The following is a 23,779-nucleotide window of genomic DNA, read 5'->3' as shown; positions in this document are numbered from 1 at the left end:
CCTTCGCCTTGAACTCCGCAGAATAGCGCTTTCGTTTCGTCATCTCAGGTCAGTCCTTCGTCAATCGCTAAAGCTTAGCAACTGGTCCGAATTCCTGCGACCACCTCTATCTGCAAATTGCGCAAGAAGCTGTCCGAGGCTTTGGGCGGTGAAAGCCATATCGAGACAGTCTGGGGACGTGGCTATGTATTGCGCGAACCTGCCGCATCAGCTCAGCCTGTGGCAATCAGCGCCTGATTGCCACCAATGCTGGACGATTGCTGCGCCTTGGGCGATACCCTGATCTGACAAGGATGGATGGCCGGACCCGCTCCGGCCATATCGGTGCAGAGGGGATATCATGGCGCAGAATGTGGCAGGGCGGCCGCCCGTAGCGGATCTGGACCAGGAACAGGCAGCTGCAGAAATCGCAGATCTGTCCGCACAGGTTGCCGATGCCAATACGGCATATCACGGTCAGGATGCGCCGGTTATTCCGGACGCTGAATATGACGCCGCAAAGGCCCGATTGGCCCAATTAGAAGACGCCTTTCCTGCGCTGGCACGTCCTGACAGCCCGACCATGCAGGTCGGCGCCGCCCCGTCCGAAGGCTTTGGCAAGATTGCCCATTCCCAACGGATGATGTCGCTGGGAAATGCGTTTTCGCCCGAAGATGTGCATGATTTCCTTGGCCGCATCCGCAGCTTTCTGGGGCTTGGTGTGGATGCCCCCTTGCAGGTAACTGCGGAACCCAAGATCGACGGGCTGTCCCTGTCTTTGCGCTATGAAAAAGGGCGTCTGGTTCAGGCCGCAACGCGCGGCGATGGCGCTGTCGGTGAAAACGTCACCGCCAATGCCTGCACCATCACCGATATCCCGCAAAAGCTGACCGGTGATGTGCCCGATATTCTGGAGGTTCGGGGCGAGGTTTATATGACCCACGCCGACTTCGAAAAGCTGAACAACACGGACGGTGGCCGCGTCTTTGCCAACCCGCGCAATGCGGCAGCAGGATCGCTGCGCCAGAACGACTCCGCGGTGACCGCCAGCCGCCCGCTGCGGTTTTTTGCCTATAGCTGGGGCGAAGTTTCACAGCCCTTGGCACCCACCCAGATGCAGGCAGTGGAACGGTTGCAAGCGCTGGGCTTCCAGACCAATCCGCTGACCCGTCTTTGCGACACTGCAGACCAGTTGATCGACGTGTGGTCCAGTATTGAACAGCAGCGCGCGACCTTGGGTTACGATATTGACGGCGTCGTCTATAAGGTGAACGACCTTGCCTATCAGGGCCGTTTGGGTTTTCGCGCCACCACCCCGCGTTGGGCAATCGCGCATAAGTTTCCCGCTGAAACTGCATGGACCCGGCTGGACCGCATCGAAATTCAGGTCGGACGTACGGGGGCGTTGTCGCCCGTCGCGCGTCTGGAGCCCGTAACAGTCGGCGGCGTGGTGGTTTCCAATGCGACCCTCCATAACGAGGATTACATCGCGGGCCGTGACAACAGTGGTGCGGCCATTCGTGAAGGCCGTGACATCCGCGAAGGCGATTGGGTCAAAATCTATCGTGCCGGTGATGTTATTCCCAAGATCGCCGATGTCGACCTGTCGCGCCGTCAAGATAACAGTGCGCCCTTCATCTTTCCCACCCTATGCCCCGAATGCGGCTCCGAGGCGATCCGCGAACCGGGCGATTCCATCCGCCGTTGCACGGGCGGAATGATCTGCCCGGCGCAGGCGGTCGAAAAACTGAAACATTTTGTCAGCCGCGCGGCCTTTGATGTCGACGGTCTTGGTGCAAAGCAGATCGAGATGTTCTTTGCCGACCCCTCGCTTCCGATCCGCGAACCGGCTGATATCTTCACCTTGGCGGAACGCGACAAAGGGCAACTGGCGCGGTTGAAAAATCGCGACGGTTTTGGTGAACGCTCGGTCGAAAAACTGTTCGCGGCAATTGATGACAAGCGGGACATCCCCTTGCCGCGGCTGATTTTCGCGCTTGGTATCCGCCATGTGGGCGAGGTGGCGGCCACCACCTTGGCCCGTCATTTCGGCACTTGGGACGCCCTGATCGCCGCAATTGATGCTGCCGCGAATGAACCTGCCTTCAAGGCGGTCGATGACAAGGCCCGCCGCATGGCATTGCCCGACAGCCCGAATTGGGCGGAACTGACCGGCATCGACGGCATCGGCGCTGTTCTGGTAAACTCGTTGGTCACGACCTTCAGCCAGCCTGCCGAACGTGACGGCATTGACCGGTTGCTGGTTCAGCTGTCTCCACAGGAAATGCAAAGCGCAGCCAGTGTCGAAACCGAGGTGTCGGGCAAAACACTGGTCTTCACTGGCACATTGGAACGCATGTCGCGCGCCGAAGCCAAGGCGCGGGCCGAGGCCATGGGCGCGAAGGTTGCAGGCTCGGTCAGTGCGAAAACAGATTTGTTGATTGCGGGACCGGGGGCGGGGTCCAAGGCGACCAAAGCCGCCGATTTGGGTGTGAAAGTTATCGATGAAGACGAATGGCTTCGCATCGCGGGTGCGACATGACGCAACCCAAGGGCCGTCCACCGGTCTTATTCCCGCTGTTCGCAGGTATCGACACCTTGCCCGGCATCGGTCCGAAAGGTCGGGCGGCGCTGGAACAGATGCATATCGACAAGCCGCGTGATCTGGTCCTGACCTTGCCCAACAACGGCATCACCCGCCGTCGCATCGACAATGTAACCGACGCCCGCGCCCCCGAGATTGTGACGATTGCCCTGACTGTTGTGCGCCACCACGCACCGCAGACGCGGGGCAGGCCGTGGCGTGTGCATTGCACCGATGGCACGACGGATCTGACTTTGGTGTTTTTCCGACCGCGTGAAAACTGGATCGAAAGCCAGCTGCCCGTTGGTGAACGCCGCATCATCAGCGGCAAGTTGGAACTGTTCGACGGCCATGCCCAGATCGTCCATCCCGACCATATCCTGTCGGACAGTGATCCGCTGCCGCCGGAGTTCGAACCGGTCTATCCCCTTTCGGCCGGCCTGACCCAACGCAGCATGACCAAAGCGGTCGAGGCATCATTGCAGCTGCTGCCGCAGGTTGATGAATGGATCGACCCGCAGTTGGTGGCGCAAAGGGGCTGGCCCTCTTTGACGGATGCCTTGGCGCAGGCCCATGCGCCGCGCAGCCCTGCCGATATGTCGCCCGACAGTCCGGCACGGGCGCGCTTGGCCTATGATGAATTTTTGGCACATCAGATGACGCTGGCATTGGTGCGACGTGAAAAGCGCCGTTTGAAGGGCCGCGCGACCTCTGGCGACGGGCAGTTACGTCGGGCGGTTTTGGACCATCTGCCGTGGCCCCCCACGGGGGCGCAAACGCGCGCCGTTCGCGAAATTGCCGAAGATATGGCCAGCGACCGTCGCATGAACCGCCTGCTGCAAGGTGATGTCGGTGCGGGCAAAACATTGGTGGCCATGCTGTCGGCATTGGTCGCGGTCGAGGCAGTGGGGCAAGCCGTCCTGATGGCCCCAACGGAAATTCTGGCCCGCCAGCATGCCCGCGCCCTTGAACCCTTAGCCCGCGCGGCAGGGGTCCGGCTGGCGGCACTGACGGGGCGCGACAAAACGGCGACCCGTCAGCAGATCCTGACCGATCTGGCAGATGGCACCATCGATATTCTGGTCGGCACCCATGCGGTTTTCCAGAAAGATGTGCATTTCCAAGACCTCCGGCTGGCCATCATCGACGAACAGCACCGTTTTGGCGTGGGACAACGGCTTGAGCTGTCAGCCAAGGGCATCGTGCCGCCCGATATGCTGATCATGACGGCCACGCCGATCCCGCGGTCCTTGGCGCTGTCTCAATATGGCGATCTGGATGTCTCGATCCTGGATGAAAAGCCGCCCGGTCGCCAGCCGATCACAACGGTGATGATCAGCGACCAGCGGCTGGATCAGGTCACCGACCGCCTGAAGGCTGCAATGGCGCAGGGCGCGCGTGCCTATTGGGTCTGTCCGCTGGTCGATGAAAGCGAGGTGAGCGATCTGACCGCCGCCGAGGCGCGGTTCACCACCCTGCGCGCGCAGTTCGGGGATCTGGTCCGGCTGGTGCACGGTCAGATGCCGTCGGATCAGCGCGATGCCGCAATGGCCGATTTCGCTTCGGGTGTCGCGCAAATCCTTGTTGCAACAACCGTGATCGAGGTAGGGGTCGATGTCCCGGAAGCCACCATCATGGTAATCGAGCGCGCCGAGAGTTTTGGCCTGTCGCAGTTGCACCAGCTGCGGGGCAGGGTGGGGCGGGGGACCGGTGCCTCGACCTGTTTGCTGATGTATCACCAACCCCTTGGCGAAACCGGTGCCCGCCGGTTGACCACGCTGCGCGATACCGAAGACGGCTTTCGCATCGCACAGGTCGATCTGGAAATGCGCGGGGCGGGGGATGTCATCGGAACGGCGCAATCGGGCCTGCCACGGTTCCGTATTGCCGATCTGGAACATCAATCCGGGCTGATGGCCGTTGCACGCAATGATGCCCGCGCCCTTCTGGAACGCGACCCCGGTCTGGACAGTCCGCGCGGCAAAGCCCTGCGGCTTTTGATGTGGTTCATGCAACAGGATCAGGCGATTCGACTGATACAGGTCGGCTGACCAGCAAAATGTTCTTAAAATGTTCTTTACAGAATCGATCTCATGTGGGAACAAAGCAGCAACAGAGAAGGAGTTGCTGCCCATGACCCGTGAATTCATCTGTGATCTGATTGGCGTCACCGCTTTGGCCACGACCACCGTTGTAACGCTTTGGCTGCCTGCGATCCTGCAAGCCTAAGATTGTTTCGTCTGCCCCGCGTTGCAAACGCGGCGCCACGCCTGTGCGCCGCCATTGTCCTGCACGCGCAACTGGACCGGCCCTGGCAGGGGCCGGTCTTTTTTTATCCGCAGATCAGGCCGCAGCTTTTTCGATCGCTTCGATCGTGGCATCCCATGCCAGCATGATCGAGGCATGACGATTGGGATAGGCGCGCGCCGGAACCAAAGCCTCAAGATCGGCAAAGGGGGCGGCGGGGGGCTGGCCTTCCTCTTTCAGCATGGCGCGCAACTGGTCGCGGATCTTGATCAGGTCGTCGCGATTCTGCCCGATAACAGCCTGCCCCAGAACCGAGGCCGAGGCTTGCCCAAGCGCACAGGCCCGCACCTCTTGCGCGAAATTGGATATGGCACCATCGGCCACAGACAGATGCACAGTGACCGATGATCCGCATTGCGGTGATCGTTTCAGAACAGTCGCCTGCGCCCCCTCCAGCTTGCCCTGATGGGGGATTGCGGTCGTCAGCGCCAGAATACGGCGCGAATAAAGCTGCATAAGGTCGCTGTCGGCCATCTATCTTTCCTGCGGTCTTTTCGGCACCAGTCTTCAGGGTTAGATAGGTACGCGCCCCGCGAAAGGAAACCCGATGTTCGATCCGCTTAGCCTTAAATATGATGCCAATGGCTTGATCCCTGCCATCGCGCAGGATGCAACCTCGTCCGAGGTTCTGATGATGGCATGGATGAACGCCGAAGCTGTCGCCAAAACTTTGGAAACGGGGCGGGTGACCTATTGGTCGCGGTCGCGCCAGTCCTTCTGGATCAAGGGCGAAACCTCGGGTCATACGCAGGAACTGGTCGAAATGCGGGTGGATTGCGACAGCGATTGCCTGCTGGTTCTGGTGCACCAGACAGGTGCCGCCTGCCACACCAACCGCCGCAGTTGTTTTTACACCGCCATCCGTGACGGCGATGAGGTCGAGATTCTTCAGCCTATGTCCTGAAGCCCCAACATCGCGCGGATGTCCGACGGGCTTGCGCCTTCGTCACGATAGTGGCGGATGGCGCGGGCATCGTCGCGTTTGGCAAGCCGCTTGCCGTCATCATCGCGTATCAGGAGATGGTGGTGATAGATCGGCGTCGGCAGGTCTAGCAGGCGTTGCAGCAGGATGTGGATCCATGTGGATGCGAACAGATCCTTGCCGCGCGTGACCAGCGTGATGTCCTGCGCTGCGTCATCGACCACTACGGCCAGATGATATGAGGTTCCCATTCCGCGGCGCGACAGGATGACATCGCCGATATCCGCCATAAACTGGTCGCGGGTCATTTCATAAGTAGTGCCGTCATCAACAAAGCTGATCCGGTCAATTCCCAAGGCCTCGAATGCGCGGCGGGTATCTAACCGGATTACATCGTCCGAAGCTGCATCGGCCATCGGGCGGTCACGGCAGGTGCCGGGATAGATCAAACCATCCGGACCTGCAGGCAGAACGCCTTCTTGCGGGGCGGACATGGCGGCGCGGATATCGCCGCGACGGCAGCGGCAGGGATAGGTCAGATGCGCCAATTGCGTCAGCGCATCCTGATAGGCCTGCATCCGGTCGGACTGGCGCATGACGGGCAGGGGCCAATCCAGCCCCAGCCACGCCAGATCATCAAAGATCGCCTGTTCATATTCCGGCTTGCAGCGGTCGCGGTCGATATCCTCGATCCGCAGCAAAAAGCGTCCGGCCTGCGCCGCTGTCAGCGCGGAAAACGCATGCCCAAGGTGCAAAAGCCCCGTGGGCGATGGTGCAAAACGGGTTACTGGGCGGCCAGCCATGCGTTGTAATCATCCTTGGCGCGCTGCGTATAGGCGGGATAGCGGTCCTTGCGGCCACGGCGACCGCTGCGACCTTCCTCGACCGGTGGATAAAGACCGAAGTTCACATTCATCGGCTGGAAGGTCTTGGCCTCGGCGCCGCCGGTGATGTGGTTGACCAGCGCGCCCATGGATGTGGTGAAGGGCGGTGGTGCCAGATCCTGCCCCTTGGCCTGCGCGGCCGCCATGCGACCGGCCAGCAGACCCATCGCGGCGCTTTCGACATAGCCTTCGACGCCAGTCACCTGACCGGCAAAGCGCAGGTTCGGTTGCAGCTTCATCCGCATCCGGTCATCCAGCAGGGTGGGTGAGTTCAGGAAACTGTTACGGTGAATGCCGCCCAGACGCGCAAAGCTGGCGTCTTGCAAGCCGGGGATCATGCGGAACACTTCGGTCTGGGCGCCGTATTTCATCTTGGTCTGGAAGCCGACGATATTATACAGCGTTCCCAGAGCGTTATCGCGGCGAAGCTGAACCACCGCATAGGCTTTTTCATCAGGCTTATGGGCATTGGTCAGACCGACCGGTTTCATCGGACCAAAGCGCAAGGTTTCGCGGCCGCGTTCTGCCATGACCTCGATCGGCAGGCAGCCGTCGAAATAACCGGCGGTTTCGCCTTCGTGGAATTCGGTCTTATCAGCAGCCAGAAGGGCGTCGATGAAGCCCTCGTATTGGTCTTTGGTCATCGGGCAGTTGATATAGGCCCGCTGTTCTTCCAGCGTTTCGCCCTTGTCGTAACGGCTTTGTTCCCAAGCCACCGACATATCGATGGTATCGGCGTGCACGATGGGGGCGATGGCATCGAAAAATGCCAGCGCCTCTGCGCCGGTGATGCCCCGGATGGCCGCCGCCATCGAATCCGAGGTCAAAGGGCCGGTTGCCACGATCCAGTTGCCGGTCGTCGGCAATTCGGTAACTTCACCCGGCACAATGGTGATCAGCGGTTCGGCCTGTAGGGTGGCTGTAACGGATGCTGAAAACGCCTCTCGGTCGACGGCCAGCGCACCGCCTGCGGGCAGTTTGTGCTTGTCGGCCATGGCCATGATCAGACCGCCCGCCGCGCGCATTTCCCAATGCAGCTGGCCGACGGCGTTCATCACGTCATCATCGGACCTAAAGCTGTTGGAACAGACCATTTCGGCGTAATCGCCGGATTTATGGGCGAAGGTTTCAACCGTCGGGCGCATTTCATGCAAGACGACAGGAACACCTGCGCGCGAAATCTGCCAGGCGGCTTCTGAACCGGCAAGGCCGGCACCTATGATGTGGACGGGTTCCATGCGGCTCTCCTGCAAGGCGTGCGGGGCGGGGCTAACAAAGCGGCCCCAAAAAGGAAAGGGGCGGCGCCAATGGCACCGCCCCATAGGTCATGCGACCCAAGCGCGCGGGATCAAGCTTCCGCAGCAGCTTCGGCTTCTTCGCCTTCAGCGGAATCTTCTTCCGAACGCAGCGCCGAGGGTGCTGCGATGTTGGCAACGACGAAGTCGCGGTCGATGGTGGTCTTCGCACCGTTCGGCAGCGTGACGCTGCTGATGTGGATCGAGCTGCCGATATCGACGCCGTCCAGATCGACAGTGATGTGATCGGGGATATCGCCCGCGGTCACGATCATTTCGACTTCGTTACGAACGGTCACCAGCGTGCCGCCTTTACGCAGGCCGGGGCACTTGTCCTCGTTGATGAATTCAACGGGGATGAACAGGTTGACCTTCGACGTACGACGCAGGCGCATGAAGTCGATGTGGATCGGCAGATCCTTGACAACGTCGCGCTGAACGCCGCGGCAGATGACGCGAACGTCGTCCTGGCCTTCGACCTTCAGGTTCCACAGCGTGGACATGAAGCGACCTTTACGCAGCTGCGTCAGCAGCTTGTTAAAGTCGAATGCAAGCGAAACGGGCTCTTTGCCGTCGCCATAAACGATACCGGGCACCATGCCATCGCGGCGGGTCTGGCGGGCGGCCCCCTTGCCTGTCCCCGCGCGTGCCTCGGCCACTAGATCTGGAATCTCTTTGGCCATGTTTTTAATCCTTAAACATATGTGATGACGCCGTCCTCCAAGGGTGCACGGCGACCAAGCGGTGCCATTAACGCAATCAGGTCTGTTTGTGAAGGTTGAAAATGACGCTAGTCCATCTGTTCCAACCCAATCACAAGCTGTAATGGTATGATCCGGTCCGTGCCCTATATCGGGCAGGGCGGTTGGATGTTGCGGGGGCATGGTGCGGGACAGAAATATCTCGGTCGATTATCTGCGAGTTTTATTGGCCTGTTTCGTCGTTCTGGGCCATTCGGGCTTTGCGCGCGACAGCATCGGCATGACCGGGCTGGCGTTGGGCAACAGCATCCTGCGTGTTGCCGTGCCTTTGTTCACCATCATTGCGGGGTATTTTCTGGCCTCGACCCTGCGTAAGGGGCGGCTGTCGCCTTGGGTGGGGCAGTTGCTGTGGATGTATGCGCTGTGGTCGGGGATCTATCTGCTGTTTCTCTGGCCCTATTTTAGCGCACGTCCCTTGGGCGATACGCTGCGCGAGCTAGTTCTGGGCTTTATGCATCTGTGGTTTCTGCAGGGGGCCGCGATTGCAGGCATCATGCTGGGTGCCTTCCGCAGCTTCGGGCGGGGGGGCGTCATTGTGTCGGCGCTGGTCTTTGCAGGGCTGGGGTTAGGGCTGCAATATGCGGGAATGTCGGGCCTGTCGAATGTGCCGATCGAACATTACCGCAATGGTCCGATGTATCTTTATCCGTTTATGGCAATGGGCTGGCTGATCGCGGATGGCGTCCGTATGCGGTTCACCTTGCTTGCAGCAATCGCGGGCTTGGCCCTGACCGTGGCCGAGAATATCTTCTGGATCTCCCGTCTGGGCGATGATCCCTTGCTGGAAATACCTTTGGGTCATTTCCTGCTGTGTCCGGCGCTGTTCCTGATGGTCCAGCGGATCAGGATGCCCGCAACCGCACTGCCCTTGGGGGCTGCGGCGGCGGGCATTTATGTCATGCATGTGATCGTCTTGCAGGGATTGCCGCTGATCGGCATCGACAACCTGCTGGTGGCGGTGATCGCGGGGATCACCCTGCCATTCATGCTGGTCTGCCTGCGTCATTCGCAGATATTCAAGAGATCGGGTATTCGTCCAGAAATCCCTGCGGGATAAGCAGGTTCTGCGGCCCGACATTTCGCAGGTCACGTTCACCGCATAGCGCCATGCTGGTGTCCAGCTCTTTGCGGATGACATCCAGCGCCGCGGTCACGCCAGCCTCGCCCATGGCGCCAAGCCCGTGGATATAGGCACGCCCGATCCATGTGGCATGTGCCCCAAGCGCCAGCGCCTTCAGCACGTCCTGACCCGACCGGATGCCGCTGTCCATATGCACCTCGACCCGATCACCGACGGCTTTGACGATATGTGGCAGCATTCGGATGGCCGATAACGCGCCATCCAGCTGACGTCCGCCATGGTTCGACACAACGATCGCATCCGCGCCGAAATCAGCGGCAATGCGGGCGTCTTCAGGATCGAGGATACCTTTCAGGATCAGCTTGCCACCCCACATGTCACGGATACGGGCAATCTTGTCCCAATCCAGTTTTTCGTCGAATTGCTCGGCTGTCCAACTGGACAGCGAACTGGTGTTGCCGACGCCCTTGGCATGGCCGACGATATTGCCGAAGGACCGGTGCTTTGTTTTCAACATATCCTTGCCCCAACGCCAGCGGGTGGCCAGATCCAGAATGGTCGGCAGGGTCATCTTGGGCGGGGCGGACAGGCCGTTTTTCAGATCCTTGTGCCGCTGGCCCAGAATTTGCAGATCCAGCGTCAGAACCAGCGCGCTGCAATTGGCCGCCTTGGCGCGTTCGATGATGGCGGCCAGAAAATCCTGATCCTTCATCACATACAGCTGGAACATAAAGGGCTGGGTCGTATGGGCGGCCACATCCTCGATCGAGCAGATGGACATGGTCGACAGCGTATAGGGCAGGCCGAATTTTTCCGCGGCGCGTGCGGCATGGATTTCACCGTCGGCATGCTGCATGCCGGTCAGGCCGACAGGTGCCAGCCCCACGGGCATGGTGACCGGCAGCCCCACCATATCGCCGCCCAGTTTGCGGTTCGACATATCGACCGCCACCTTCTGGCGCAGCTTTAGCCGTGCAAAATCGGTCGTATTCTCGCGGAAGGTCTGTTCGGTATAGCTGCCCGATTCTGCGTAATCGTAAAACATCCTTGGCGTGCGTGCGCGATGCATCGCCTTCAGATCGTCAATTGATGTGATCACCGCCATATCACCGTCTTCCTCCGCCTTAACTGGTCTGAAATTATTACCAGTGGTTGTCGCGTCGTGCAATCACCGGTTCGCGGCATCATAGAGCGAGGGATCGACGACCGGCACCTTTAACGCCTGTGCACGGGCGCGCAACGCCTCGGCGCGGGCATTTGTGGCGGCCTCGACGGGGGCGGGGTCCGATGTGGCCACGGTGGCGTGGTCCGGCACGTCGGGTTCGGCCAGCAATTCGCTGGTGGGCAGCAATTCGGGATAATCGCCTTGGCCCCCGCAAGCGGCCAAAGTCAGGATCAGGGGCAGGGCAAGGCGCGAAATATATGTCATGGGCGCAGGTTACGCCGGTCCCCTGCCAGCGGCAAATGCCTTTTCACCACCGATCGCGCTGGATAGGATGGCCGGTATGGCCCGCACCCAAGGTTCCCGCGCTGAAATTACCGGTCCCCTGCTTCGGGACGAGGCCCGCCGCCTGTTTGCACGGCAGGGCTATGCCGCTGTGTCAATGCGCCAGATTGCGGCGGCGGTGGGCGTTCAGGCGGGCGCGCTTTATGCCTATACGCCCGACAAGCAGGCATTGCTGCATGATCTGCTTGAAAGCCATATGCGTGATTTGCTGTCGGCATGGGTCGATACCCCTGATGCCGATCCGCTGGCACGGCTTGAACGCTTCGTACGCTTCCATATCGGGTTCAGTCTGGATCATCCCGACGCGGTTTTCCTGTCATATATGGAACTGCGGAACCTCAGCCCCGAAAATCATGCCCGCATCGCGGAATTGCGCGGCAGATACGAGGCATCGCTGGATGCCATCATCCGCGCCGGTGTCGCCACCGGTGCCATGCAGGTCGAGGATGCAAAAGTGGCGACACTGGCCCTGATCGCTATGCTGACCGGCGTGACCAACTGGTATCGTGAAGGCGGACGTCTTGATCGTGACCGGATCACGGATATCTACTGGGGACTTGCGCGCGGGGCCGTAGGGGCGCATTGATCATGCATCCTTCGTTGGCCAAATACCCATCCCGTCCTGCTTGCAGCAGGGCGCATCATTGCAGATAATCAGCCTATGTCCTTGCCCCCCGGTTTCCTTGACGAGATTCGCAATCGCGTTCCGATCAGCCGCGTGATCGGCAAGAAGGTCGTGTGGGACCTTCGCAAGTCCAATCAGGCGCGCGGTGACTGGTGGGCACCATGCCCGTTCCATCAGGAAAAATCTGCCAGTTTTCATTGCGATGACCAGAAGGGCTTTTATTACTGCTTCGGCTGTCAGGCCAAAGGTGATGCACTGAACTTCCTGCGCGAAGCCGACGGGCTGGAATTCATGGATGCCGTCAAACTGCTGGCCGCCGAGGCTGGCCTGCAGATGCCCGAACCCGATCCAAGGTCCCGCGAGCGCACCGACCACCGCAGCAAGCTGCTGGAGGTGACCGAGGCTGCCTGCCGCTGGTTCCGCCTGCAACTGCAAACGGCTGTTGCCTCGGATGCCCGTGACTATCTGGCCCGCCGCGGGCTGGACGCTGCGGCGCTGGACCGGTTCGAGATCGGCTTTGCCCCCGACAGCCGGCAGGGCTTAACCGCTGCATTGCGCGAAAAAGGCTTTCCCGAAGCATTGATCATCGAGGCTGGCATGTCCGCCAAGCCCGACAACGGCAGCGCCATCTATGACCGTTTCCGCGACCGGATCATCTTTCCGATCCGCGACGGGCGTGGGCAATGCATCGGCTTTGGTGGCCGTGCGATGGACCCGAATGCGCGGGCGAAATACCTGAACAGCCCCGAAACGCCTTTGTTCGACAAGGGCCGCAACCTGTATCACGTCGGACCGGCGCGCAGCGCGGTTGCCAAGGGCCAGCGTCTTGTCGTCGCTGAAGGCTATATGGATGTCATCGCCCTTGCGCGGGCCGGTTTCGAAGGCGCTGTGGCTCCTTTGGGGACCGCGATTACCGAAGAACAACTGCGGCTGATGTGGCGCATTTCGCCCGAACCGGTTATCGCGCTGGACGGCGATACGGCGGGCCAGCGTGCCGCGCAACGGCTGATCGATCTGGCGCTGCCGCTGACCGGTCCGGGGCAGGCGCTGCGGTTTGTTATCCTGCCTGCGGGGCAGGACCCTGACGATCTGATCAAATCCTCGGGGCCGGGGGCGATGGGGGCCTTGCTGGACAACGCCAAGCCGCTGCTGGATCTGCTGTGGGCGCGTGAAATCGAAGGGCAGGTCTTTGACAGTCCCGAACGCAAGGCCGCATTGGACCGCCGCCTGCAAGACGCCGTGGCCCGCATCCCCGATGAACTGACCCGCAACCACTACAAAGAGGAAATCCGCCGCAAGCAATGGGCGACCTTTGGCGGTGGTGCGCGTAAAAAGCCGCAGAGCAACTGGCAGCCGCAGCGCGGGCGCAGTGGCGGGCGGCAGGGCAATGTTTCGACCATTCCGCGCGGGCCTTTGCCGCCGGTGAACCTGAATATGCCCGAACATGGCGAGGATCTGCTGGAAGGGGCGGCGCTGCTGATCTGCGCGTTGCGTCCCAAGATGATCCCCTCTGCGGAAGACCGGCTGGAACGTCTGGTGCCGCGTGATGCCGACCGCGGGGCTTTGCTGCATGACCTGCTGACGCAGGGCAACAGCCCCTCGGGGCGGCGCGGCCTTGAAACCCTGCGCCGTGACGCCCATTTGGGACTGACCCCGACCGTGATCCAACAACAAGAGGACGATGCCGCAGCTGCAATCCTGCATAATCTTCTGGACCGGTTGGAAGCGGCCCGCGCCACAAGCCACGAACTGGCCCGCGCTGAAAACGAAATTCAGGGCGAGGCGGACGAGGGTTTGACATGGCGCATCAGCCAGACCACCCGCGCTCGCCATATTGCCGAACGGCCCGAACTGGAAACCAGCGGCGATATGAACGAAGACCGCAGTGCCCTGTCCGCGCAACTCTCGGGTTGGCTAAGTGGAGAGATCTGGCGGAAACCTTCGGGACGGTGATGCCGAATCACTAATTCCCGCGATTGCGAATCATCAACGCGCATGGCCTTTGATTCGGCTGTGATCCGCGTTAGAAACGATATAATTTTGTGACGATTCGCCAGATTCGGCGAATCGCCTACGACCGCGCCGAGAAGGAGCCCTGGATGGCCGCCAAGGACGACGACCACGACAAGACCGACAAGGACGACAACGCCCATACGTTGGATATGAGCCAGTCTGCGGTCAAAAAGATGATCGCTGAGGCGCGGGAACGTGGATATATTACCTACGACCAGCTGAATGCTGTCCTGCCACCCGAGCAGGTCAGCAGTGAGCAGATCGAGGATGTGATGTCGATGCTGTCCGAAATGGGCATCAATGTCATCGAGGATGAAGACGGCAACGAGGAATCCGAAGGCGGTGCGCTTGCCACCACTAATAACGGAAACCGCGAAATCGCCGTTTCGACCACCGAAACCGAAAAACTTGACCGCACCGATGATCCGGTCCGGATGTACTTGCGTGAAATGGGCAGTGTCGAACTGCTGTCGCGCGAAGGCGAGATCGCGATTGCCAAGCGCATCGAGGCTGGCCGCAACACGATGATCGCAGGGCTGTGCGAAAGCCCCCTGACGTTCAAAGCCATCACGCTGTGGCGTGACGAGCTGTTGGACGAAGACATCCTTCTGCGCGACGTCATCGATCTGGAAACTACCTTCGGCCAGCATATGGAAGGCGAAGAGGGCGAGGATGACGTTGTTCCGGTCGGCGGCGTGGATAGCACAGCCACCTCGGAAACGCCCAAGCGCGAAGAATATGACGCCGACGGTAACCCTCTGCGGTCCGACGATGACGATGACGAGGATGAAGGCGCGAACCTGTCGCTGTCCGCGATGGAAGCCAGTCTGAAACCCCGGGTTCTGGAAACGCTGGAATCCATTGCGCTGTATTACGAACGTTTGTCCGACATGCAGGATCTGCGCATGTCCGCGACGATGAACGAAGACGACAGCTTCTCGGCGATTGCGGAAACCGACTATCAGACGCTTCGCAGCGAAATCGTTGTGCTGGTGAATTCGCTTCACCTGAACAATGGCCGGATCGAGGCGCTGGTCGACCAGCTTTACGGCATCAACCGCAGGATCGTGACCATCGACAGCGGCATGGTGAAACTGGCAGATGCGGCCCGTATCAACCGTCGCGAATTCATCGAAGCCTATCGCGGCAGCGAATTGGACCCGACATGGATGGACCGCATGGCGGCCCAAGCCGGTCGGGGCTGGCAGGCGCTGTTTGATCGTTCGCGCGACCATGTCGAAAAACTGCGCAGCGATATGGCCGAAGTCGGTCAATATGTCGGCGTCGATATCGAGGAATTCCGCCGTATCGTGGCGCAGGTCCAGCGCGGCGAAAAAGAAGCCCGTCAGGCCAAGAAGGAAATGGTCGAGGCGAACCTGCGCTTGGTGATCTCGATCGCCAAAAAATATACGAACCGTGGTTTGCAGTTCCTTGACCTTATTCAGGAAGGCAACATCGGCCTGATGAAGGCCGTGGACAAGTTCGAATACCGCCGCGGTTACAAGTTCAGCACCTATGCGACATGGTGGATCCGTCAGGCGATCACGCGTTCGATCGCGGATCAGGCCCGCACGATCCGTATTCCGGTCCATATGATCGAAACGATCAACAAGCTGGTCCGCACCGGTCGCCAGATGCTGCACGAGATCGGTCGCGAGCCGACCCCGGAAGAGCTGGCCGAAAAGCTACAGATGCCGCTGGAAAAGGTTCGCAAGGTGATGAAAATCGCCAAGGAACCGATCAGCCTCGAAACCCCGATCGGGGATGAGGAAGACAGCCAGCTTGGTGACTTCATCGAAGATAAGAACGCCGTTCTGCCGCTGGACAGTGCCATTCAGGAAAACCTGAAGGAAACCACCACGCGCGTTCTGGCAAGCCTGACCCCGCGTGAGGAACGCGTTCTGCGGATGCGTTTCGGCATCGGCATGAACACCGACCATACGTTGGAAGAAGTCGGCCAGCAGTTCAGCGTGACCCGCGAACGTATCCGTCAGATCGAAGCCAAGGCTCTGCGCAAACTGAAGCATCCATCGCGGAGCAGAAAGCTGCGGTCCTTCCTTGATCAATGAGCTAAGGGACATAGACGGGCTGGGGTATTTTCTGTACCGCAGCTCGGCCCTTCCGGATCTGGGTGGGGGCGAACTGCAGCAAATTCTTCGTTCTGCACGCACCCACAACCAAGAGCTGGGATTGACAGGCTGTCTTCATTACGAAGACGGCATGTTTTTTCAGTGGCTTGAAGGCCCGAAAGACCCGCTGATCAGCGTTGTCGAAACCATCCTTCAAGACAGCCGCCACAGCGAGATCAGCATTCTTGACCAAGGTGCGCTGGATCACCGCCGGTTTCAGGATTGGCGCATGCGCTTTTCCGACAAGGATCGCGCATCGCTGATGGATTGGTTCGCCAGTTCGGAAAACTCGACCTTTCACCGGCGTGACTATGCAGGCGGTGTGGTTGCTTTCCTGATGTCTGTCGCGATCTAACAGCTGCCCTTGCAGGACAGGCACGAAAAGTGAACACTGGCCAAAACGCAAAGGGCAGTGATCGGGATGCAGGGATTGAATATGTCACCTTGGTGGCAGAATTGGGAAGTGCTGGCGTGGTTGTTGGGTATTCTGGCAATCGGGTTCGCAGCCACCCTAATGCGGATGTCCGGTCGGCTGCGTGATGCCGCAGCCGAGGCCCGCACCCTTCGATCCCGCTTGCATGAACGTGATATCACCCTTGCCCAGCACGAAGCACGGTCCGAGGTTCTGGCCGCCCGCCTGTCGCAGCTTGAGGAAGAAGGCGACGGGCTGACCGACGCGTTGCATCAGGCCCACCAGCACGCCAGCACTCTTGAAACCCGCTTAGCGCGTCAAACCCTCTCGGCTGAAAAAGATGCCGAGGCGGCTGCCAAAGAGATCGAGACCCTGAAAGAGCTGCGCGCCGAAATGACAGGCCAGTTCAAGCTGCTGTCAGCGGAAACCCTGCGTACGCAACACGGACAGATGCAGCAGGCGCAAAACGAACAGCTGCACGCCTTGCTGAACCCTTTCCGCGATCAGGTGAACCGTTTCCAGACCGAATTGCAGGCCCGCAACAAAATTCTGGACGAGGATTCGGCACGTCTGCATGAACAGATCCTGTCACTGCACAACCGCTCGGAACAAATCTCGCGCGAGGCGGTGAATCTGACCCGTGCGCTGAAGGGGGATAAGCAGAAACAGGGTGCATGGGGGGAAATGGTGCTGGAACGCATCCTCGAGGATTCGGGCTTGATGGCGGGCACGCATTACGACCTGCAATCCAGCTGGCGCGATGATGACGGCAAGCTGTGGCGTCCGGATGTAGTCGTGAAAATGCCGCAGGGCAAGGTCATGGTGATCGACAGCAAAGTGTCGCTGAATGACTATGAAACCTCGGTCACGCATGATGATCCGGTCGAGGCGCGGGCCGCCCTGCGCCGCCATGTTGCCGCGATCCGCACACATATCAATACGCTGTCGGCCAAAGGCTATCACCGGATGGATGACGGCTCGGTTGATTATGTCTTGATGTTCATCCCGATCGAAGGGGCGTTTTCCGACGCCCTGCGCGCCGACCCCGACCTTGCCGCTTTCGCGATGGAAAGCGGTGTCGGGCTGACGACGGCAACTACGCTGATGCTGACGCTGCGGACGGTTGAACACATCTGGGCGGTTGAACGGCGCGAAAGCAATGCGATGGAAATCGCCCGCAGGGCAGGGCAGCTTTACGATAAGGTCGCAGGCTTTGTTGATGCGATGGACGGTGTCGGCAAAGCGCTGGATCAGGCCAATCGCGCCCATGGTCAGGCAATGGACCGCCTGTCACGTGGCTCTGGCAATGTGATCCGGCAGGTCGAGATGCTGCGCAGTCTTGGCGCAAGAACCTCGAAGCAGATATCACTGGATCACGACCGCCATGACGACGACGATCTGATTTCCCCACCCGAGGCCGCAGAATGAGACATGAACTCACCATCGAAACCCATGGCCCCGCGTGCCATGAAATCACCGCGCCGCTTGCAAAATGGCTGAAACACCATGGGGATGGTCTGCTCACGCTGATGGTGCGCCATACGTCCTGTTCGCTGCTGATACAGGAAAATGCCGATCCCGATGTGCAGGTCGATCTGCTGGCATGGCTGGACCGGATCGCCCCGCCTGCCGACCACCCGTCGATGTCTTGGATCACCCATCGGTATGAAGGTGCGGATGATATGCCCGCCCATCTGAAGGCCGCTGTTCTGCCGGTCAGCTTGCAGATACCGGTTGCAGGGGGGCAGATGCTTTTGGGGCGGTGGCAGGGGATCTATCTGGTGGAACATCGCCGCGCGCCGCACAGTCGGCAGGTCACAGCGATGTTCCAAGGCAATTAATTCTGCGGCATCAGATAGATTTCGCGGATTGCAGCACGGGCAGGGGCGTTGATCATATGCATCACCGCATCGGCCACATCCTGCCCTTGCAGCTTATCCGGCACAGCTTTGTCGAAGAAGGCCGTGTCGACCATACCCGGTGCGACGACCGAACAGCGTCCGCCCCATTCGCGCATTTCCTCGGCCATATTGCCAGCGTAACCATGCACGAACCATTTCGTTGCCCCATAGATCGAGCCCTTGATGTGTTTGCGTCCCGCGCCCGATCCGGTCAGAACTAGCGTGCCTTTGGTTTTACGCAATTCGGGCAGAACCGCCCGCGCCGTCATGACTAGGCCGGTGATGTTCAGATCGATCATGCTTTTGATATCATCCGGATCACCGGCTTCGGTTCCCGCTTTGAACATGCCACGACCGGCATTCGCAAATGCAGCGTCAATGCCGCCAAAATGGCTGGCGGTTTCGCTGACCGCTTTGGTCAGATCATCAATGTCGGTGGCATCGCCGACAGTCACCAGCGCGCGATCGCCCAGTTCCTGTGCCAAGGCCGCCAGTTTATCCTTGGACCGTGCAAATAGCGCGACATTCCAGCCCGATGTGACAGCCGCGCGCGCCGTGGCCGCGCCGATCCCCGAGGATGCGCCGGTGATAAAAAGCGTCTTGGTCATCGTCTTTCCAATCGTTTGAATTTCCAAAGAAATGCTGCCAAAGAACGCGGCTTTCCGGACACAGGTTCCAGAACCGCTATCTTGTGCGCTTTTGAAAGCCCTACCCAAGCCCTGCCAAGACCCCTATAGTGACGGTAGATTGCCGGACCGAAGGGACAACGGAATGCGCTGCCCGTTTTGCGGAAATGTGGATACTCAGGTCAAGGACTCACGTCCTGCCGAAGACAATGTGGCCATCCGCAGGCGCCGGTTCTGCCCCAATTGCGGGGGGCGGTTCACCACCTATGAACGGGTCCAGCTGCGCGATCTGGTCGTCGTCAAATCCAGCGGCAAGCGCGAGGATTTCGATCGCGACAAGATGGCCCGATCCATCCGCATCGCCATGCAGAAACGCCCCGTCGATCCCGAACGGATCGAACAGATGATCAGCGGCATCGTCCGCCGTCTGGAAAGCACCGGCGAAACCGACATTCCCTCGAAAGCCATCGGGGAAATAGTGATGGAGGCATTGTCCCGCGTCGATAATGTCGGCTATGTCCGCTTTGCCAGCGTTTACAAGAATTTTCAGGATGCGGATGACTTTGACAAGTTCGTCTCGGAATTACGCCCCGGCGCGACCAAGATTGACCTCTGATCCGCAACAGGATGCCGTCCACATGGCCCATGCGCTGCGCCTTGCAAAGCGTGGGCTGGGCAATGTCTGGCCGAACCCTGCGGTGGGGTGCGTATTGGTCCATGATGGCCGCGTGGTGGGGCGCGGATGGACGCAGCCGGGCGGTCGCCCCCATGCCGAACGGATGGCGCTGGATGCCGCAGGACCGTTGGCGCGTGGTGCGACTGCCTATGTGACGCTGGAACCTTGCGCCCATCACGGACGGACCCCGCCTTGCGCCGAAGGCCTGGCGCAATCCGGCGTGGCGCGCGTTGTTTCCGCGTTAACCGATCCTGATCCGCGCGTAGCGGGCAAAGGGCACCAGATGCTGCGGGATGCTGGCATCGCCCTGACCCAAGGTGTTCTGGCCGCGCAGGCTGCCGAATTACAGGCAGGTTTTCTAAGCCGTCTGACGCGCGGGCGACCCTTTCTGACCCTGAAGCTGGCCAGCAGTCTTGATGGTCGTATCGCGATGGCGAATGGTGAAAGCCAGTGGATCACGGGGCCCGCCGCACGTGCCCATGTTCACGCTTTGCGTGCCCAGCATGATGCGATCATGGTCGGCGGGATGACTGCGCGCACAGATTTGCCGCAACTGAACGTGCGTGGCATCCAGACACCACAGCAGCCGGTGCGGATTGTCGTATCCGGACAGGCACTGCCGCCGCTTGCGCCGCAGGGGCCGGACCACGGGCCCTTATGGCGCGTCGAGGGGAGCTGCGATCAGATATTGGCCGATCTGGCGCAGCGCGGCATTACGCGGGTCTTTTGCGAAGGCGGCGGGCGGCTGGCAGCCAGTCTGCTGGGTGCAGGGCTGGTCGATCAGCTTATCGGATATAGCGCCGGCGTCATGTTGGGGGCCGAGGCGCAGCCTTTTGTCGGACCGACCGGTTGGGAACATCTGGCCGATGCACCGCGGTTCCGTTTGGTGGAAACACGCACCATCGGGCCGGATCTGTTCCATCGGTGGCGTGCGGCCTAGCGCCGCCAGATCCACGCATGTCCCGCCAAGGCACCCTGCATTTTAGCCAGCAGCCGCAATGACGGAGGCTGGGCCGTCAACCCGTTACGCAGGCGGTCCAAGGCAACTTCGGGCGGGCAGGGCAGGTGGCTGACCGGATCGCGATAGCGCGGATAGGCGATCAGACAGGCATGCACCAATGCCGCCAGATCGGGGCGCGCTTGCCTGCGGTCGGGTATGGGTCCCAAGTCACGCGTCAGCCCCCATCCAGCATAGAAGGGTGCACCCAATGTGGTAACGGGGACGCCGCGCAAAAGCGCCTCGAATCCCATGGTCGAGGTGATGGTCCAGACCTCATCCACGGCCTCGATCAGGGTGACGGGGTCGCTGCCGGTGGCGATATGGTCGGCAAGGTGTGCGTCGATCTTTCCCGGTCGCAGGCCAGCTTCGACATCGGGATGCGGTTTGAAGATGATTTGTGCATCGGAATTTTCGGCCCGCACATATTCTAGCAGGGCAAGGTTCGTGCGGATATTCCCCCCGCCTTTCAGGATCGAGGCATCGTTTTCCACCTGTCCCGGCACCAGAATGCGCCGCCTGCCGTCAGGGCGGAACAAATTGCCCGTGGTGCCCAGATTGTATTTCGACAGACGCGCTGCCACCAGCGCGTCGATCAGGCGTTCCGCGCGTTCTTGCCCGCCTGGCGGGGGACCGGCGGCAATCAGCGCCTCCAGCCGCGACGGTGCTTTGGGATCGAAATAGATCCCCAGATCATCCCCCACAATCGACAAGGGCGGCGTCAGGGCGGCACCCAAGCCACGTGACCGCAGGAAGCCGTCCTCGACCCTGATGGCCTGCGGAACCTGTGCCGCTGACCCCGCCCAAGCCATTGTCACCTGATCCGAAGGGGTGGCCGCAAAGCGCAGCGGCACAGCGTCACTAAATTCCCGCGACATGAACCGGCGTTTCCACAGCCGCATCCCGAAGGCCAGATGGCCGTGGCGGTCCTGACGGAAGGCACGGGTTTCAGCCTCTAACTGGTCCAACGCCCCGTGAAAATCGGTCAGCCGGTCGCGGCAGGGATCATACCATGTCGGGCCGTGCAGATGGCTGGCCGCAAACAGCGCATTGCGCGTGGCCATGCCGCGTCGACCCTGCGGCAGGGGCGTCTGGTCATCGCTAAGTCCCCAACCGGCATAGAAGGGCTGGCCGAACAGGCGTGGACGATGGCCTGCAAGCAATGCCTCATACCCAAGCTGGGAACTGACGGCATAGACGGCATCGGCATTTTCGACCAAACGCCAAGGGGATAGCGGCCCATCACAAAGAATGTCTTGATCGCGCAGGTCGGTGGCATCCAGATGGCCTTGGCGCAGGCCGGCGGCGGTTTCAGGATGGGTCCGGATCACAATGCACTTGCCGGGATGTTCATCCCGCGCAGCCATCAGCATTTGCAGGAACAGATCGCGACCTGCACCCTGCAAGGACGCATCCCCGCGCGTCTGGTCGATTACCAGAACATAGCCCGCAGGAGGCGGTGCCAGATCAGGGTGGTGCATATTATATTTCGACAGGTCCAACGCCCGCAGCCGCGCCAGCGCCTGATCCGCCATATCACCGGATTGCGGCTGTTCTATCAACCTTTCCAACAGCGACGGGGCCGAGGGATCGAAGTGCAGTCCAACAGGGTCGATCAATAAACCGATGGGGCCGCGCCGCGCCAGTTTTGCCTTGCTGCGACCGGGCAGAACCGAGCGCAAGAAGGCATCCTCGACCGTGACCAGCGGGTTGCCGCGTCTGCGGGCCATCGCCTTGCCGCGCCATGCAGTCGGGCTGGCCCCCCAGATACCCACGGCGTCACCGTCACGCGGCAGTCCGATGGTCGGCTGCCACCCTGTCAGCGTCAGAATGCGCGACAGTCTGGGCCGGTTGAAAAAACCAAGGTTGAAAACGCAAAGCCGCCGGAGTGATCCGGCGGCTTGAGTGTTATCCGATGTCATCGAAGGATCAGTCGCCAATCGATGTCAGGCTATCCGCAGTCGCTGCACTTCCGGTGATAGCGGACAGGCCTTTTTGCCACTGAACATAGGGTGCTTCGGTCACATAGACCGTGTCGCCATCACGGATGACGAAATCGCGGGCAAGGAACAGGCCGTTCGGACGCGTCAGATCCAGCACATAGGCAAAACGCTGCGAACCGACGACAGGCTTGCCCAACACACGGCTGGCAACAGATTCCGGTTCGTCCCGCAGAACGAAAACGCCCGTAGGGTCGGCAAGGCTGGAATTCAGACCGCCAACCATGGCAATGGCTTCGGCTGCGTTGATCACCTCGTTGCCCAAAGGCACGCGGGTCTGGCCGCCAAGGGCGCCAAGGGCGGTGAAGTTGCGCTGGTCTTCTTCGACCACGATCAGATCGCCCGGACGGACAGCGATGTCATTCGTCGGGTTGGCATAAAGATCCGTCAATGCGACCTTGCCGCTGTCCGCACCGCGTTTGACAGTGACGACTGCAACCTCGGGGTCGACCGACACACCACCGGCGCGGGCCAGCATGGCCGAAAGGGTGCGGGTCGGACGTTCGATCGGGTAAACGCCTTGCGCACTGACACGACCGACAACCGAAACGGTGGCGCCGTTACCGGCCATGCGCTGGACAGTCACCTGCGGGTCGGGGGTCTGGGCCGACAGACGCTGGGTAATGGTCTGGCGCAGCTGGTCCGGCGTGCTGCCCGCAGCGCGAACACGGCCGGCATAAGGAACGAAGATATAGCCTTCGCTATCGACCTGAATTTCGGTCAGCGTGGTGGAACTGCTGCCCAAGGACGCCAACAGACCATCGTCCACGTTTTCCCAGATTGACAGGCCCAGAACATCACCTGCGCGGATATCATCGGCGCCGACCTGACCTGCATTCCGGAAATTGTTCGAAAAACCGTAGGATGGCACGAAATTGGCCGCGCGCGTGACGTGATCATTGACATAGATCACCTGCGTATTGCCGCCACGTTCGATGGCGCCGTTGAAAATCTCGTTCTTGTTCGGACCTGTGCGCGGAAGGGCGCAGGCAGAAACAAGGGTTATGGATGCAATAAGCAGCAGCCTTACCGGTGCTGTAAACCGAAACAAACCTGTCACCTCGTATACTCCTGTTATCC

General features: G+C 60.4%; 21 protein-coding genes and 1 pseudogene. 13 read left to right on the top strand and 9 right to left on the bottom strand.

Annotated elements, in window-relative coordinates; translation table 11 throughout:
• Positions 1-108 precede the first annotated feature (108 nt).
• From DWB67_RS14450 to recG, 3 genes and pseudogenes are all read left to right on the top strand, one after another.
• Positions 109-237: pseudogene (locus tag DWB67_RS14450) on the top strand (DNA-binding response regulator); the annotation flags it as partial.
• A gap of 103 nt (positions 238-340) precedes the next feature.
• On the top strand, positions 341-2,521 hold the full coding sequence (gene ligA, locus DWB67_RS14445) for an NAD-dependent DNA ligase LigA (RefSeq protein WP_119808295.1): 2,181 nt from the start codon (positions 341-343) through the stop codon (positions 2,519-2,521).
• A complete protein-coding gene (gene recG, locus DWB67_RS14440; RefSeq protein WP_119808293.1) occupies positions 2,518-4,614 on the top strand; it encodes an ATP-dependent DNA helicase RecG in 2,097 nt (698 codons plus the stop codon). The genes ligA and recG overlap by 4 nt, the downstream gene beginning before the upstream one ends.
• Positions 4,615-4,906: 292 nt before the next feature.
• On the opposite strand, the gene DWB67_RS14435 is transcribed toward recG, so the two are convergent.
• On the bottom strand, positions 4,907-5,344 hold the full coding sequence (locus DWB67_RS14435) for an iron-sulfur cluster assembly scaffold protein (protein WP_119808292.1): 438 nt from the start codon (positions 5,342-5,344) through the stop codon (positions 4,907-4,909).
• A 73-nt stretch (positions 5,345-5,417) separates the two neighbouring features.
• Between DWB67_RS14435 and hisI the strand changes: the two genes are divergently transcribed.
• Entirely contained in the window at positions 5,418-5,774 is a 357-nt protein-coding gene (gene hisI / locus DWB67_RS14430) for a phosphoribosyl-AMP cyclohydrolase (RefSeq protein WP_119808290.1), read from the top strand.
• Here hisI and gluQRS read toward each other — a convergent pair.
• The 3 genes from gluQRS to DWB67_RS14415 form a co-directional block, all read right to left on the bottom strand.
• Positions 5,759-6,595, bottom strand: a complete 837-nt coding sequence (gluQRS, locus tag DWB67_RS14425) for a tRNA glutamyl-Q(34) synthetase GluQRS (protein ID WP_119808289.1) — start codon at positions 6,593-6,595, stop codon at positions 5,759-5,761. The genes hisI and gluQRS overlap by 16 nt on opposite strands.
• A complete protein-coding gene (trmFO, locus tag DWB67_RS14420) occupies positions 6,577-7,914 on the bottom strand; it encodes a methylenetetrahydrofolate--tRNA-(uracil(54)-C(5))-methyltransferase (FADH(2)-oxidizing) TrmFO (protein ID WP_119808287.1) in 1,338 nt (445 codons plus the stop codon). Before trmFO ends, gluQRS begins: the two co-directional genes overlap by 19 nt.
• Before the next feature lie 110 nt (positions 7,915-8,024).
• Positions 8,025-8,654 (bottom strand): 50S ribosomal protein L25/general stress protein Ctc, encoded by a 630-nt coding sequence (locus DWB67_RS14415; RefSeq protein WP_119808285.1) that lies wholly within the window; start codon positions 8,652-8,654, stop codon positions 8,025-8,027.
• A 202-nt stretch (positions 8,655-8,856) separates the two neighbouring features.
• On the opposite strand from DWB67_RS14415, the gene DWB67_RS14410 reads away from it, so the two are divergent.
• A complete protein-coding gene (locus DWB67_RS14410) occupies positions 8,857-9,789 on the top strand; it encodes an acyltransferase family protein (RefSeq protein WP_182911596.1) in 933 nt (310 codons plus the stop codon).
• On the opposite strand, the gene DWB67_RS14405 is transcribed toward DWB67_RS14410, so the two are convergent.
• Positions 9,749-10,918, bottom strand: coding sequence for an alpha-hydroxy acid oxidase (locus DWB67_RS14405; RefSeq protein WP_119808282.1), 1,170 nt, complete (start codon positions 10,916-10,918; stop codon positions 9,749-9,751). The two genes, DWB67_RS14410 and DWB67_RS14405, sit on opposite strands and share 41 nt — an antisense overlap.
• Before the next feature lie 63 nt (positions 10,919-10,981).
• Positions 10,982-11,242: a hypothetical protein gene (locus DWB67_RS14400; protein WP_119808280.1), complete on the bottom strand. Its 261-nt coding sequence runs from the start codon at positions 11,240-11,242 to the stop codon at positions 10,982-10,984.
• Positions 11,243-11,318: 76 nt separating this feature from the next.
• On the opposite strand from DWB67_RS14400, the gene DWB67_RS14395 reads away from it, so the two are divergent.
• The 6 genes from DWB67_RS14395 to DWB67_RS14370 all read left to right on the top strand — a co-directional run bounded on the left by DWB67_RS14395 (position 11,319) and on the right by DWB67_RS14370 (position 18,340).
• Complete coding sequence (locus tag DWB67_RS14395) at positions 11,319-11,906, top strand: TetR/AcrR family transcriptional regulator (RefSeq protein WP_119808302.1); 588 nt, start codon at positions 11,319-11,321, stop codon at positions 11,904-11,906.
• Between the two features lie 75 nt (positions 11,907-11,981).
• Positions 11,982-13,898: a DNA primase gene (gene dnaG, locus DWB67_RS14390; RefSeq protein WP_119808278.1), complete on the top strand. Its 1,917-nt coding sequence runs from the start codon at positions 11,982-11,984 to the stop codon at positions 13,896-13,898.
• A 146-nt stretch (positions 13,899-14,044) separates the two neighbouring features.
• A complete protein-coding gene (gene rpoD, locus DWB67_RS14385; protein ID WP_119808276.1) occupies positions 14,045-16,027 on the top strand; it encodes an RNA polymerase sigma factor RpoD in 1,983 nt (660 codons plus the stop codon).
• The gene (locus DWB67_RS14380; RefSeq protein ID WP_182911595.1) at positions 16,017-16,442 is read left to right on the top strand and encodes a BLUF domain-containing protein; all 426 of its coding nucleotides are present in this window, start codon (positions 16,017-16,019) and stop codon (positions 16,440-16,442) included. The genes rpoD and DWB67_RS14380 overlap by 11 nt, the downstream gene beginning before the upstream one ends.
• Positions 16,443-16,508: 66 nt before the next feature.
• Positions 16,509-17,927 carry a DNA recombination protein RmuC gene (gene rmuC, locus DWB67_RS14375; RefSeq protein ID WP_119808273.1) on the top strand — a complete coding sequence of 473 codons (1,419 nt, stop codon included), beginning with the start codon at positions 16,509-16,511 and terminating at the stop codon, positions 17,925-17,927.
• Positions 17,924-18,340: a secondary thiamine-phosphate synthase enzyme YjbQ gene (locus DWB67_RS14370; protein ID WP_119808271.1), complete on the top strand. Its 417-nt coding sequence runs from the start codon at positions 17,924-17,926 to the stop codon at positions 18,338-18,340. The genes rmuC and DWB67_RS14370 overlap by 4 nt, the downstream gene beginning before the upstream one ends.
• Here the strand turns inward: DWB67_RS14370 and DWB67_RS14365 are convergent.
• On the bottom strand, positions 18,337-19,008 hold the full coding sequence (locus tag DWB67_RS14365; RefSeq protein WP_119808269.1) for an SDR family oxidoreductase: 672 nt from the start codon (positions 19,006-19,008) through the stop codon (positions 18,337-18,339). The genes DWB67_RS14370 and DWB67_RS14365 overlap by 4 nt on opposite strands.
• Before the next feature lie 163 nt (positions 19,009-19,171).
• Here DWB67_RS14365 and nrdR point away from each other — a divergent pair, with 163 nt between their 5' ends.
• The gene (gene nrdR, locus DWB67_RS14360; RefSeq protein ID WP_119808268.1) at positions 19,172-19,642 is read left to right on the top strand and encodes a transcriptional regulator NrdR; all 471 of its coding nucleotides are present in this window, start codon (positions 19,172-19,174) and stop codon (positions 19,640-19,642) included.
• Positions 19,584-20,642, top strand: a complete 1,059-nt coding sequence (gene ribD, locus DWB67_RS14355) for a bifunctional diaminohydroxyphosphoribosylaminopyrimidine deaminase/5-amino-6-(5-phosphoribosylamino)uracil reductase RibD (protein ID WP_370453599.1) — start codon at positions 19,584-19,586, stop codon at positions 20,640-20,642. Before nrdR ends, ribD begins: the two co-directional genes overlap by 59 nt.
• Here the strand turns inward: ribD and DWB67_RS14350 are convergent.
• The gene (locus DWB67_RS14350) at positions 20,639-22,621 is read right to left on the bottom strand and encodes a capsular polysaccharide biosynthesis protein (protein WP_119808265.1); all 1,983 of its coding nucleotides are present in this window, start codon (positions 22,619-22,621) and stop codon (positions 20,639-20,641) included. The two genes, ribD and DWB67_RS14350, sit on opposite strands and share 4 nt — an antisense overlap.
• A gap of 7 nt (positions 22,622-22,628) precedes the next feature.
• Positions 22,629-23,759: a polysaccharide biosynthesis/export family protein gene (locus DWB67_RS14345; protein ID WP_370453597.1), complete on the bottom strand. Its 1,131-nt coding sequence runs from the start codon at positions 23,757-23,759 to the stop codon at positions 22,629-22,631.
• Positions 23,760-23,779: the final 20 nt, after the last annotated feature.

This window comes from Paracoccus sp. JM45, from assembly GCF_003590715.1.
Lineage (GTDB): Bacteria > Pseudomonadota > Alphaproteobacteria > Rhodobacterales > Rhodobacteraceae > Paracoccus.
Note: the sequence above shows the minus strand (reverse complement) of the source record. Positions and strands in the feature narration are given on the sequence as shown.